Raw genomic sequence first — 12,783 nt, forward strand, 5'->3', positions numbered from 1 at the left:
GGGGCGCGTGGGGGGCGGGGGGCCGCCCCCCCCACCCACACACCGCCCCCCCCCGCCGGCCCCCGCGGGCGCGCCCCCGCGGGGGCGTGTTCGGCCGGGGGCCCCCCCCCCCCGCCGGCGTCAGAGGGCCAGACCCACGTGCGCGAGCGCCTGCTTCAGCAGCACCCCGTGCCCGCCCGGCATCTCGCTCTGCACCGCCGGGGAGACGGCCTCCTGCGGGCTGAACCAGACCAGGTCCAGCGCGTCCTGCCGGGGGCGGCAGTCGCCCGTGACCGGGACGATGTAGGCGAGGGACACGGCGTGCTGGCGCGGGTCGTGGTACGGCGTGATGCCCGCCGTCGGGAAGTACTCCGCGACCGTGAACGGCTGCAGGGACGGCGGGACGCGGGGCAGCGCGACCGGGCCGAGGTCCTTTTCCAGGTGGCGCAGCAGCGCGTCGCGGACCCGTTCGTGGTGCAGGACGCGGCCGGAGACCAGGGTCCGGCTGACCGTCCCGTCCGGGCCGATCCGCAGCAGCAGTCCGATACTGGTGACTTCGCCGCTGTCGTCCACGCGCACGGGCACGGCCTCGACGTACAGGATCGGCATCCGGGCCCTGGCCATTTCCAGCTCGTCCGTGGTCAGCCAGCCGGGCGTCGTCTCGGTCATGTCAGACATTGCTTGATCATACTTTCCGGGTGGGGCGGCCGCCGGTATCGCGGGCCGGGTCGGATACGGGAGGTCCGTACAGGCGCAGGGCGTTGTCGCGGCCGGTCCAGGCCGCGATCCGCAGGGCGTCGGGCAGGCTCAACTCGTCGGCGTCGACGCGGGCCTGCAGCAGATCGGCCAGCCCCTGCCGGAAGCACAGGGCGCCGAGGTGGTGGAATTCGGCCAGCCCGTAGGCATCGGAGCTGTAGAGCAGTTTGCGGAACGGGGTGATCTCCAGCGCCTCCTCCAGCACCGCCCGGCAGCGGGCCGGGCCCGTGTGGTGCAGGGCCAGACCCACGTCCAGGTGCACCTGCTCGAACACCGCGGACAGATAGGCGGCCTGGCGGTGGTACGGCCAGCAGTGCAGCAGCAGCACCGGGACCGTGCCGGCCGTCAGCCGCAGCCAGTCGGTCAGCAGGACCGGGTCGGCGTGGTGCAGCCTGAGGTCGGCGTCACCGAAGCCGGTGTGCAGCTGCAGCGGCAGGCCGAGGTCCACGGCGGTCCACAGCAGTTGCCGTACCAGCACCGGATCGGCGAGCCGGCCGCCGTCCGCGAGCCAGTGCCGGGCGGCCCCGGTCACCTCCGCGTCCGCCGGGCGCGCCGGGTCCAGGGCGAAACCGGTGCGGTAGGCGGCCACCGACTTCACGGCCACCACGCCCGGCCGGCGTACGGCGTCCTCGGCGGCGGCACGGAAGCGGGCCGCGTACTCGCCCGCCTCCACGCCCCGCGCGGCCACCGCCTGCGCCACCTGCTCCAGGCGTACGACCTCGAAGGCGGCGGCGCCGGAGGCCTCCGCCAGCTCGGCCGGGGAGGTGAGCGCGAGCGGGGCGTGGCCGGTGTCCACGAGGAACGCCCCGGCTCCCGCCGCCCGCAGGAAGCGGCGGTTGACCTCCTGCCAGCCGCATTCCGAGCGGCGGGCCAGATAGTCGGCCGGCGGCGCGTGCCGGGGGAGGTCCAGCAGGGGTGCGCAGTGCCGGCGTACGGCCACGCCGGCGGGGGTGTCGAAGGGGGACGCACCGGGCCAGGCCTCGCCCTCGGCCAGCAGTGGGGCGAACTCCTCGGGCGCGAGGTCGGCCGTCACCGCGCCGTGGCAGTGATGGTCCACCAACTCCAGTTCGGCGAGGGCCTCGTGGACCGGTCCGGGCGCGGTCATGGTCAGTACACCCAGCGGTAGGCCGCCGCCACCCGCGCGTCGTCCAGGCCCTCGACGGCCGCCGCCTCGCCGAGCCGGACGGCGGTCACCGCGTCCGCGAGCACCGGGCCCAGCGCGGACCGCAGCACCTCATCCGCCCGGAACTCCTCGACGGCCTGCGGCAGCGACCGCGGCAGCCGCCGTACGCCGAGAGCCGCCGCCTCCTCCGTGCCGTACCGGGCCGGGTCGCCGGTGATCTCCTCCGGGAGGGTGAGGGAGGAGCCGATCCCGTCCAGACCGGCGGCGATGACACAGCCGAGGGCGAGGTAGGGGTTGGCGGCCAGGTCGACCGGCTTCACCTCCAGGTTGGCCTCCTGCTCCCGGCGGCCGGCCGTGCCGGTGATCACCCGCAGCGCGGCCTCCCGGGTCTCCCGGCCCCAGGCGGTGAACACCCCCGCCCACTGGGACGGTTTGAGCCGCAGATAGCTGGCGGGGCTGGGTGCGGTGACCGCTGTCAGCGCGGGCAGCCGGGCCAGGATCCCGGCCGCGAAGGACTCGGCCTCGGGTGTCATGCCGTAGCGGCGCTCCCCGCCCGCGTGCAGGTTCACCCCCTCGCGCCGGCAGGACACGTGGATGTGGCCGCCGTTGCCGACGCCCTCGGCGGACACCGCGGGCGAGAACGACACCCTGAGGCCGTGCCGCCCGGCGACCGCCCGGATCGTCTGCCGGACCAGCACGCTGCGGTCGGCCGCCGCCACCGGGTCCAGTGCGCCCACGGAGACCTCGAACTGCCCGGCGGCGTACTCGGGATGGAGCTGGTCGACGGGCACGTCCTGGGCGGCGAGCGCGGCCAGCAGGTCGGCGGTGCAGTCGCTCAGTTCGACCTGCCGGATCGCGCCGTACGCCGGGCCGGACACCGCCGGTACGAACGCGCCGGCGGGTGCCGAGCCGAGCCCGACCGCCCACTCCACCTCGATCGCCGCCCGGAAGGCCAGGCCGTGCCGCTCGGCGGCGTCGGCGACGATCCGGCGCAGAAAGGTTCGGGCACAGCCGGGGTGCCGGGTGCCCTCCTGCGTGATGCGGTCCACCGGCGCCCACGCCCAGCCGGGCTGCCCGGCCAGTTCCACCAGCCGGTCCAGGTCCGGGTAGAGCCTGAGGTCACCGTCCGGGGAGCCGAGGACGTCGGTGGTGACGATCGAGTCGTCGGCGAGGAACGTGTCGAAGACCGGGGACATGCCGACGCCCCAGGACACGGCCGCCTCCAGCCGGGCCGTCGGGATCGTCTTCACCCGGCAGATGCCCGCGGTGTCCACGTAGGCCAGCACGATCCCGCGCACGCCCCGAGCGGCGAGGTCGGCCGTGAGTCCCGCGACCCGGCGCAGATCCTCCGGGCGCCCGCCGGGCACGGGGTCGGCAAGAGTGGTCATACGTCCTCCTCGGCCATACGTCCTCCTCGGTGAACCTCGCTGCCGCGGCCGGCACGTCCTCCCGGGCGGCGGTCCGCCCGGTGCCGGCGTCAGGGTTTCACGGCCACTGCGCCGAACTGCGGCACCGCGGCGGCCGCCACTCCGGCGCGCCACTGCGAGCAGGGCACCAGACCCGGCTCGACCGGTTCCAGGCCGGTGAGGAAGCCGGCGATCTCCGCGTGGCTGCGGGCGGTGATCGGCGGGGTGGCGTTGGCGTTCCAGAACTCCATCGCCGCCCGGTTGCCCTCGCCGCCCACGTCACGGTCGTAGGTCGGGTGGGTGAGGACCAGGTGGCTGCCCGAGGGCAGCGCCGCCATGAGCCGCCGCACGATGGCCCGGGCCTCTCCGGTGTCCAGGACGAAGTTCAGGATGCCCAGCAGCATCAGCGCGACCGGCCGGGTCAGGTCCAGGGTCTCGGCGGCGCGCCGCACGATGGTGTCCGGGTCGTGCACATCGGCGTCGACGTAGTCGGTGACGCCCTCGGGGGAGCTGGTGAGCAGCGAGCGGGCGTGCACGAGCACGATCGGGTCGTTGTCGACGTACACGATCCGGGACTCCGGGGCGATCCGCTGCGCGATCTCGTGGGTGTTGTCGACGGTCGGCAGTCCGGCGCCGACGTCCAGGAACTGCCGGATCCCGCGCTCGGCGACCAGGAACCGCACCGCCCGGGCCAGGAACTCCCGGTCCGCTCGCGCCACCGCCCGGATCACCGGGAACATGCCGGCGACGTGCTCACCGACCCGCTGGTCGACCTCGTAGTTGTCCTTGCCGCCGATCCAGTAGTTCCACACCCGGGCGTTGTGCGCCACCGAGGTGTTCAGCCTGTCCGGTCCGGCCGTCGGGGAGTGGCCCTCGGTCACGTCGCCGCCCTTCTCCGGTCGCGGTCGTCCTCCGCCGCCATTGTGCCGCCCGGTGATTGCGCTGTCCCGGGAAACCCGCACCGTGGGCGGTTCGGTGCGACTTCGGGACGTTTCGGACCGCGAGGAACCGGCTCGGGCCGTTTCGGCCCATGAGGAACACTGGACCGGTACGCCGTCCCCGACCGGAAGCAGGACATGCCCGCCACGCCCACCCCCCTCCGCGACACCCCCGGCCCGCCGGCCGGCCCCGCCGACATCCGCCTCATCGTCACCGACATGGACGGCACGCTGCTGGACGACGCCCAGCGGATCCCCGACGGGCTGTGGCCGATGCTCGCCGAACTGCGCCGGCGCGGCGTGCTGTTCAGCCCGGCGAGCGGCCGCCAGTACGCCACGCTGGCCCGGCAGTTCGCCGAGGTCGCCGAGGGTATGGTGTTCATCGCGGAGAACGGCACCTACGTGGTCCGCGACGGCGTGGAGCTGAGCTCCGACCCGATGGACAAGGCCGTCGCCGCGGGTGTGGTCCGCACGGTACGACGGCTGGTCGCGGACGGCGTGGACGTCGGCGCCGTGGTGTGCGGCAAGCGGTCGGCGTACGTGGAGCGTACCGACGAGGCGTTCCTGGCGGAGGTGCGCAAGTACTACGCCGAGCACCGGATCGTCGAGGATGTCACCGCTGTCCAGGACGACGTGATCAAGGTCGCGCTTTTCGACTTCGGGTCCGCCGAGCACTCCACCGCCCCGGCCCTCGCGGAGGCCGCCGCCACCCACCAGGTCGTGGTCTCCGGCGAGCACTGGGTGGACGTCATGAACCGCACCGCCAACAAGGGCACCGCCCTGCGCGGCCTGCAGCGGGCGCTCGGCATCACGCCGGCGCAGACCATGGTCTTCGGCGACTACCTCAACGACCTCGAGATGCTCGACGCCGCCGAGTGGTCCTTCGCGATGGCGGGCGCCCACCCCGAGGTCGTCCGCCGGGCCCGCCACCTCGCTCCGTCCAACAACGAGGGCGGCGTGCTGCGGACCATCTCCCGGGTGCTCGGCCTGTAGCGCCGTACCGGCTCGTCAGGGTGTGCGGGGTTTGCGGCCCACCGCGCCGTACAGCGAGACCGGCCCCGTGCCGTCGGCCGCCTGTTCGCCGCGCCAGGCGTCGACCGGTACGACGCCCGGTTCCAGCAGGTCGAGCCCCTCGAAGAAGGCGGCCACCTCGCCCCGGGAACGCGCGACCAGGGTCACTCCGCCGGCCGCGTACGCGGCGATGCCCTTCTGCACGTTCTCCGGCTCGAAGTCGGCCGTCATCGTCGACAGCACCAGCAGGCTGCCCGGCGCGAGCGCGTCGACCAGCGTCGACACCACCTCGTGGGCGCCGTCCTCGTCGGCGACGAAGTGCAGCAGCGCGATCAGGGACAGGGCCACCGGGCGGCCGAAGTCCAGGACGCTGGCGGCCTGTTCGAGGATGGCGTGCGGATCGCGGGCGTCGGCCTGCACGTACTCCGTCACGCCCTCGGGGGTGCCGCGCAACAGCGCGCCCGCGTGGGCCAGCACGATCGGGTCGTTGTCGACGTAGACCACCCGCGCGTCGGGCGCCACCGACTGCGCGATCTGGTGCAGGTTCGGCTCCGTCGGGATGCCCGTGCCGATGTCCAGGAACTGGCGGATGCCGTCCTCGGCGAGCGCGCGCGTGGCCCGCTGCATGAACGCCCGGTTGGCGCGGGCCGCCCGTGGCGCACCGCCCCCGTCCACCGCCGCGATCTGCCGGCCGAGCCGCTCGTCGACGGGGTAGTTGTCCTTGCCGCCGAGGAACCAGTCGTACACCCTGGCCGGATGCGGCCGTGTGGTGTCGATGTGCTGTGCCGGCTCGGTCCCCGTCACGTGCTGCTCCTTCACTCCCGCCGGGATGCGAGCAGCAGTCTGACACGATCATGACGCGCGGCGCAGACAGTCTTCGGCCACCTCCTTGTCGAGTGCGGCCCGCACCAACGCGGCGGCCAGCACGGCCGGTTCGGTGTTCCCGGCGAGCTCGGTGAGCTTGTCCGGGTCCTTCGGCAGGCCGAGCCGCTGCGCCCCGTCGAGCGCCTTGTCGTCCAGGTAGGGGGCGATCTCGCGCCAGACGCGCTGCGCCTCGCGCAGGAAGATGTCGGCGCCGGCCGGCCCGACCCCCGGCTCCTCCTGGAGCAGCCGCCTGAGTTCCCCGGTGTCGCCGTGCGCCTCCTCGTGCAGCCGGCGCAGGTCCCCGGACCAGCGGTCCAGCAGCAGCTCGGCACCGTCACCCAGTTGGGTGGCGGTGCGCTCGTCGTAGCGCCGGTAGCCGCCGCGGCCGAGCGCGTCCACCCGCTGCTGCCAGTCCGCGTCGGCCATCCGGCGCGGGCTGTCGAGGTGGTCCTCGTGCAGGGCCTGGGCGGCGGCCACCGCGACCGAGGCGCGGATCCGGGCGCTGAGCAGCAGGGCCAGCACGAGCAGCCGGTACAGCGGCTGCGGGGTGTCCTTCAGCCTGATGCCCGCCTCCTCGGCGTAGGTCCGTCCGTGCGCGGACAGCAGCTCGCGCAGGACTCTCTCGTCGCGGTCCATGGCTAGGGCTTGAGCGGGTCGTGGCCCAGCGTCATCAGCCGGTGCCGTCGGCGGGTGTCCTCCGGCGCCGTCTCCGGCTCCGGCTCGTCCGCCATGTCCACCAGGTCTCCGACCGTGTCGACGACCTCGTGCATCACGCGGATGTCGTCGTCGGTGAGGTCCATGCGGCGCTTCTGGAGGATGGCGAGGACATGCTGTCCCGTCTCCGTGCCCGCCTCCTCGGGCAGCGGCTCGGTCTCCTCGTCGGCGTCCCGGACCCGCAGCCAGGCCGCGAGCTCCGCCGAGGTCATGTTCACCACGCGGTGGAAGTCCTCCCACAGCGCTTCGGTTTCGAGGGCGTCGGCCATGGGTCCTGCCTTTCAGGTGTTGTCGAGCGGCCACTTCTCGGCCTCGAACAGCACCGTCGCCATCAACTCGACGACCTCGGTGCCACGCAGCCACGCGTCCTTGGTGCCGGGCGGCGCGAAGGCCGCGGCGATGGTCTCGGGCCGGCCGTTCGGCGGGACGCCCTCCTGCAGCGCGGTGCCGGTGACACCGAGTGCCCTCTCGGGCAGGGTGCTCTGCACCACGGTCATGAGCCCCTCGCCCCTTTCCGGCGTACGGTGCGTTTCCTTCGGGCCACGGAGCGCGGGTATCCATGCCGAAAGGGCGTAAACGTGCCTGATCAGCGGGGCAGGACCAGGTCCAGGAAGCGGATCAGCTCGGCGAAGACCTCCTTGCGGTCCGTCTCGTGGAACACCTCGTGCCGCGCCCCGGCGAAGATCCGCTCGGTGAGCCGGGAGCCCGCCAGCCGCTCCACGCCGATCCGGCTGCCCGGCAGGGGCACCAGCCGGTCGTCTTCCCCGTGCAGCCACAGCAGCGGCAGCGGGCCGATGTCACCGCCCCGGTCGACGGTCTCCAGGGTGCGCGCGAACGCCTCCACCGTCGGCCGCTTCATCGGCCCGTGCCACACCAGCGGATCGGCGGCGTAGGCGGCACCGACGGCCGGGTCCCGCGAGAGGGCGGCCGGGCTCACCGGGGTGTCCGGGATCTCCGGCAGGGCCAGCAGCCGCCCGGGCAGCTCCCAGCCGCCGATCACCGGCCCGGACAGGACCAGCGCGCTCAGCTCGGCGCCGTAGCGCTGGGCGTAGCGGGCCGCGATCAGTCCGCCCATCGAGTGGCCGACCAGGACGAGCGGCAGCCCGGGGTGCGCGGCACGGGCGAGATCCGCCACCGCGTGCACATCGGCGACCACGTCCTCGAAGTCCTCGATCAGCACCCGCTCCCCGGCCGACCTGCCGTGGCCGACGTGATCGGGTCCGTACACGGCCGCCCCGTGCCCGGTCAGTACGGCGGCCGGCTCGTCGTAGCGGCCGGCATGCTCGCCGTATCCGTGCACCACCAGGGCCAGGTACCTCGGCGCGGGGTGCGGCCACTCGCGCACGGCGACCGGGCCGTGGGTGCCGTCGAGGGTGTGCTCGCGGACGTGGTGCATGTCTCCTCCGGAGGGCGCGGGGTTGTCCGGGGGGATCTTCCCAGCGGGCCGGTCGGAGGTCTATAGTCCAAAACTAGCAGTGCTAATTAAGTGTTGCCGGGTGCTCATACAGTGTCCCGTGTGGTCCGCCGATCGACAGTGCCGTCGATCGGTCGTAGGTCAGGAGTCGAAGCCGTGCGTCCCGTCCACTTCGCGGCCGCCCGCCGCACCCCCATCGGCAAGCTGCGCGGAGCGCTGTCCTCCGTCCGCCCCGACGACCTGGCGGCGACCGTGATCCGCCATCTGGTGGCCGACGTGCCCGCCCTCGACCCGGCCCGGGTCGACGACGTCTACTGGGGCGCGGCCAACCAGGCCGGCGAGGACAACCGCAACGTGGCCCGCATGGCCGCCCTGCTCGCCGGGCTGCCCGAGTCCGTGCCCGGCGCCACCGTCAACCGGCTCTGCGCCTCCGGCCTCGAGGCGGTCACCGCCGCCGCCCGCACCATCGCCGCGGGCGAGGCCGACATCGTGATCGCGGGCGGCTCGGAGTCCATGAGCCGCGCCCCCTTCGTGCTGCCCCGCCCGGACGAGGCCCTGCCGCAGCGCATCGAGACCCACGACACCCGGCTCGGCTGGCGCCTGGTCAACCCGGTGATGAAGGACCTGCACGGCCTGCTCTCCATGGGCGAGACGGCGGAGGAGGTCGCCGAGCGGTACGGCGTCTCCCGCGAGCGCCAGGATGCGTTCGCCCTGCGCAGCCACCAACTCGCCGCCGCCGCACGCAAGAACGGCCACTTCGACGACGAACTCCTTTCGGTGGAGCGGCCGGACGGCATCGTGGTCGAGCAGGACGAGTGCGTCCGGGAGGACACCTCGCTGGAGAAGCTGTCGAGGCTGAAGCCGGTCTTCCGGCAGGGCGGCACGGTCACCGCGGGCAACGCCTCGCCGATGAACGACGGCGCGGCCGGACTGCTCCTGGTCAGCGAGGAGGCCCTGAACGAACTGGGCCTGGAGTCCCTGGGCCGCTACGCCGCGGGCGCCTCCGCCGGGGTCCACCCCGATGTGATGGGCATCGGCCCCGTCCCCGCCACCCGCAAGGCGCTGGCCCGGGTCGGCTGGGACATCGCCGACCTGCAGGAGGCCGAGTTCAACGAGGCGTTCGCCGCGCAGGCGCTCGCCTGCGTCGACCAGCTGGGCATCGACCCGGAGCGGGTCAACCCGACCGGCGGGGCCATCGCCCTCGGCCATCCGCTCGGCTGCTCGGGCGCCCGCATCCTGACCACGCTCCTGCACCGGATGCGGCGCACGGGCGCCGAGCGGGGTCTCGCGACCATGTGCGTGGGCGTGGGACAGGGAAGTGCGGTGCTGGTCGAGCGGCACTAGCACATCGCCCACGGGGGATCTGGTCAGTCGAGCCGCAGCAAGGAAACGGAGCAGCACTCCATGGCAACCCTGTCCGTCGCCGCCATCCTCGCCGAGAACGCCCGGCGCCGTCCCGAGAAGACGGCGCTCGTCGAAGGCGATCTGCGGCTGACCTTCGCCGAGGTGTGGCGCAGGGCCCTGGCCCGCGCGGGTGCGCTCACCCGGCTCGGCGTACGACCGGGCGACCGGGTGGCGCTGATGGCGCCCAACACCGCCGAGTTCCCGGTCGCCTACTACGCGATCGCCGCGGCCGGCGGAGTCGTCGTCCCCGTGCACCTGCTGCTGTCGGCCGGTGAGGTCGAGCACGTGCTCAGGGACAGCGGGGCGACGCTGCTGCTCGTCCACCCGGCCCAGGCGACGACCGGCCGGGCCGCCGCGGAGGCCACCGGCGCCCAAGTGGTCGTCCTGGGCCAGGAGTTCGACCGGCTCGCGGCCGATGCCGAGCCGCTGCCGTCGTACGTCACCCGCACCGCCGACGACCCGGCGGTGATCTTCTACACGAGCGGGACGACCGGCGTGCCGAAGGGCGCCGTGCTCAGCCACTTCAACCTCGTCATGAACGCGACCGTCAACGCCTTCGACGCCAACGACATCCGCGCCGACGACATCGCCCTCGGCGCGCTGCCGCTGTTCCACGCCTTCGGCCAGACGGTGTCGCTCAACTCCACCTGGCGGGCGGGCGCCACGCTGGTACTGCTGCCCCGCTTCGACGCGGCCCGCGCCATCGAGCTGATGGCCAAGGAGGGCGTGAACACCTTCCACGGCGTGCCCACCATGTTCGTCGCCCTCGCGGCGGCTGCCGCGGACGCCGCCGCGCTGCCCGCCCTGCGGGTGTGCGTCTCCGGCGGGGCGTCGCTCCCGGTCGCCGTACTGGAGCGGTTCGAGGACGCGTTCGGGGCGAAGATCTACGAGGGCTACGGGCTCTCGGAGACCTCGCCGACGGCCACCGTCAACCAGCCGGTGTTCGGCACCCGGGCGGGGACCATCGGCCACCCGCTGTGGGGCGTCGACGTGGAGATCGCCCGCGCCGAGCCGGAGGGCCGCATCGAACTGCTGCCGCCCGGCGAACTCGGCGAGGTCGTCATCCGCGGGCACAACGTCTTCTCCGGCTACCTCGGCCGGCCCGAGGCCACCGCCGAGGCCCTGGTCGACGGCTGGTTCCGCACCGGTGACCTCGGCACCAAGGACGACGAGGGCTTCCTCAGGATCGTCGACCGCAAGAAGGACGTCATCATCCGCGGCGGCTACAACGTGTACCCGAGGGAGGTCGAGGAGGTGCTGATGCGCCACCCCGGCATCGCCCAGGTCGCGGTCATCGGCCTGCCGGACGAACTGCACGGCGAGGAGGTCTGCGCCGTCGTCGTACCGGCACCGGGCGCCGCGCCCGACGCCGCCGCGATCACGGAGTGGTCCAAGGAGCACCTCGGGCGGCACAAGTACCCGCGGCGCGTGGAGTTCACGGACGCGATGCCGCTCGGGCCCAGCATGAAGGTGCTCAAGCGGGAACTCCGGGCGCAATACGCGGAACGGTGACGGAACGCGAAGGGCGGGCCGCGAAGGTCACCGCGGGGGTCACCTGGCGAGACGGTCCTTACGCCGGAGGCTTGTCCGGACATAGCATCGGTCTCCGCATGAACACGATGACGCTCTGGCACATATCCGGCTGGGGGTTCGCGGCACTCGCCTGCGCGGCCCTGCTCGTCGGCTTCTCCAAGACCGCGGTGAGCGGGGCCAACACGGTGAGCCTCGCGATCTTCGCGGCGGTCCTCCCGGCCCGCGCCTCCACCGGGGTCCTGCTGCCCGTCCTGATCGCCGGTGACGTGCTCGCCGTCCTCACCTACCGGCGGCACGCCCACTGGCCCACCCTGTGGCGGCTGTTCCCGGCCGTCGCGGCCGGGGTGGTGGTCGGCACGCTGTTCCTGGTGTGGGCCGACGACGGAATCGTACGGACCTCGATCGGCGCGATCCTGCTGCTGATGGCGGGGGTGACGGTGTGGCGGCGGCGCACGGCGGACACCGGGGAGGCACCGGACCGGGTCACCTCCCGCGCCGGCCGCGCCAAGGCCCGCTCCTACGGCGTGCTCGGCGGGTTCACCACGATGGTCGCCAACGCGGGCGGCCCGGTGATGTCGATGTACCTGCTGTCGGCAGGCTTCCGGAAACTCGGCTTCCTCGGCACCTCGGCGTTCTTCTTCCTCATCGTGAACGTGTCGAAGGTGCCGTTCAGCGCGGGCCTCGGCCTCATCGACGGGCGCTCGCTGCTCCTTGACGCAGCGCTCGCGGTGTTCGTCGTGCCCGGCGCGTTGTTCGGCAAGTGGGCTGTGAACAGGATCAACCAGCGACTCTTCGAACAACTCGTGATCGCGGCGACCGTCGTGGGCGGAGTGCAACTGCTACTGCGCTAGCCCCAGCAGGGCCGGGAGGTCCGCGAAGGAGTCCAGGACATGGTCGGGGGTGCCGCTCGCCCGCTCCAGGGCTCCCGGCAGGAACTTGCCCGTGCGGACCAATACCCCGGTGATGCCGAGCCGTTGCGCCGCGAGCACGTCGTACTCGACATCGTCCCCGATCATCAGTGCCTGCTCCGCGCCCACCCCGAGACGCCCGAGGGCCGCCTCGAAGAACGCCCGCGACGGCTTGCCGGTGACCTCCGCCTCGACCCCGGCGGCCGCCTCCAGGCCCGCCAGGAACGCCCCCGCGTCGAGCTGGAGTCCGTCGTCCGTCCGCCAGTACAGGTTCCGGTGCATGGCGACCAGCCGCGCGCCCCGCTGGAGCCGCCCGAAGGCACGGTTGAGCGCCTCGTAACCGAACTCCGGCCCGGCGCCGCCCAGCAGGACGACGTCCGGTACGTCCTCGTCGGAGTCGCCGACCAGGGTGATCCCCTCCAGATCCGCACCGATGTCCCCGCTGTTCAGCAGCGCGACGCGGGCCCCGGCCAGATGGCCGGCGGTGGCCGCGGGCGCCGTCAGGACGTCCTCGGCGCCCACCGGGAACCCCGCGTCCGCGAGCGATCCCGCGATGGACGCCCGGGACCGGGAGGTGGTGTTGGTCACCAGGACCACTCCCAGCCCCGTCTCCCGGACGGCCCGCAGCGCCTCGACCGCTCCCGGCAGCGGCTTCCAGGAGACGGTGAGGACGCCGTCGATGTCGATCAGCACGGCACGCACGGACTGCACGGACTGCATGGTTCGACGGTAG

14 protein-coding genes are annotated in these 12,783 nt (G+C 73.3%); 4 read left to right on the plus strand and 10 right to left on the minus strand.

Annotation, left to right across the window (positions count from 1 at the left end; translation table 11 throughout):
- Positions 1–120: 120 nt before the first annotated feature.
- The 4 genes from ACFYZB_RS10835 to ACFYZB_RS10850 form a co-directional block, all read right to left on the minus strand.
- Positions 121–657 (minus strand): NUDIX hydrolase family protein, encoded by a 537-nt coding sequence (locus ACFYZB_RS10835; protein WP_107100742.1) that lies wholly within the window; start codon positions 655–657, stop codon positions 121–123.
- 7 nt (positions 658–664) lie between these two features.
- Positions 665–1,840 (minus strand): amidohydrolase family protein, encoded by a 1,176-nt coding sequence (locus ACFYZB_RS10840; RefSeq protein WP_388756821.1) that lies wholly within the window; start codon positions 1,838–1,840, stop codon positions 665–667.
- Between the two features lie 2 nt (positions 1,841–1,842).
- Positions 1,843–3,246, minus strand: a complete 1,404-nt coding sequence (locus tag ACFYZB_RS10845) for a glutamine synthetase (RefSeq protein WP_388756824.1) — start codon at positions 3,244–3,246, stop codon at positions 1,843–1,845.
- 89 nt (positions 3,247–3,335) lie between these two features.
- The gene (locus ACFYZB_RS10850; protein ID WP_388756827.1) at positions 3,336–4,145 is read right to left on the minus strand and encodes an SAM-dependent methyltransferase; all 810 of its coding nucleotides are present in this window, start codon (positions 4,143–4,145) and stop codon (positions 3,336–3,338) included.
- 195 nt (positions 4,146–4,340) lie between these two features.
- On the opposite strand from ACFYZB_RS10850, the gene ACFYZB_RS10855 reads away from it, so the two are divergent.
- Positions 4,341–5,195, plus strand: coding sequence for a Cof-type HAD-IIB family hydrolase (locus tag ACFYZB_RS10855; protein ID WP_388756830.1), 855 nt, complete (start codon positions 4,341–4,343; stop codon positions 5,193–5,195).
- A gap of 15 nt (positions 5,196–5,210) precedes the next feature.
- On the opposite strand, the gene ACFYZB_RS10860 is transcribed toward ACFYZB_RS10855, so the two are convergent.
- The 5 genes from ACFYZB_RS10860 to ACFYZB_RS10880 form a co-directional block, all read right to left on the minus strand.
- Positions 5,211–6,017, minus strand: a complete 807-nt coding sequence (locus ACFYZB_RS10860; protein WP_388756833.1) for an SAM-dependent methyltransferase — start codon at positions 6,015–6,017, stop codon at positions 5,211–5,213.
- 48 nt (positions 6,018–6,065) lie between these two features.
- Positions 6,066–6,713 (minus strand): endonuclease, encoded by a 648-nt coding sequence (locus ACFYZB_RS10865; RefSeq protein WP_388756837.1) that lies wholly within the window; start codon positions 6,711–6,713, stop codon positions 6,066–6,068.
- A 2-nt stretch (positions 6,714–6,715) separates the two neighbouring features.
- The gene (locus ACFYZB_RS10870; RefSeq protein ID WP_388756840.1) at positions 6,716–7,060 is read right to left on the minus strand and encodes a DUF3140 domain-containing protein; all 345 of its coding nucleotides are present in this window, start codon (positions 7,058–7,060) and stop codon (positions 6,716–6,718) included.
- A 12-nt stretch (positions 7,061–7,072) separates the two neighbouring features.
- Positions 7,073–7,288, minus strand: a complete 216-nt coding sequence (locus ACFYZB_RS10875) for a hypothetical protein (RefSeq protein ID WP_388756843.1) — start codon at positions 7,286–7,288, stop codon at positions 7,073–7,075.
- Positions 7,289–7,377: 89 nt separating this feature from the next.
- Positions 7,378–8,187 (minus strand): alpha/beta hydrolase, encoded by an 810-nt coding sequence (locus ACFYZB_RS10880; RefSeq protein ID WP_388756846.1) that lies wholly within the window; start codon positions 8,185–8,187, stop codon positions 7,378–7,380.
- 174 nt (positions 8,188–8,361) lie between these two features.
- Here ACFYZB_RS10880 and ACFYZB_RS10885 point away from each other — a divergent pair, with 174 nt between their 5' ends.
- From ACFYZB_RS10885 to ACFYZB_RS10895, 3 genes are all read left to right on the plus strand, one after another.
- Positions 8,362–9,549, plus strand: coding sequence for a thiolase family protein (locus ACFYZB_RS10885; RefSeq protein ID WP_388756849.1), 1,188 nt, complete (start codon positions 8,362–8,364; stop codon positions 9,547–9,549).
- A 60-nt stretch (positions 9,550–9,609) separates the two neighbouring features.
- Positions 9,610–11,121: a long-chain fatty acid--CoA ligase gene (locus ACFYZB_RS10890; RefSeq protein WP_388756852.1), complete on the plus strand. Its 1,512-nt coding sequence runs from the start codon at positions 9,610–9,612 to the stop codon at positions 11,119–11,121.
- 98 nt (positions 11,122–11,219) lie between these two features.
- A complete protein-coding gene (locus ACFYZB_RS10895; protein ID WP_388756855.1) occupies positions 11,220–11,993 on the plus strand; it encodes a sulfite exporter TauE/SafE family protein in 774 nt (257 codons plus the stop codon).
- Here ACFYZB_RS10895 and ACFYZB_RS10900 read toward each other — a convergent pair.
- Positions 11,982–12,761, minus strand: a complete 780-nt coding sequence (locus ACFYZB_RS10900; RefSeq protein ID WP_388757424.1) for an HAD-IIA family hydrolase — start codon at positions 12,759–12,761, stop codon at positions 11,982–11,984. The genes ACFYZB_RS10895 and ACFYZB_RS10900 overlap by 12 nt on opposite strands.
- Between the last annotated feature and the right edge of the window lie 22 nt (positions 12,762–12,783).

Source organism: Streptomyces sp. NPDC001852 (assembly GCF_042891825.1).
Classification (GTDB): Bacteria; Actinomycetota; Actinomycetes; order Streptomycetales; family Streptomycetaceae; genus Streptomyces.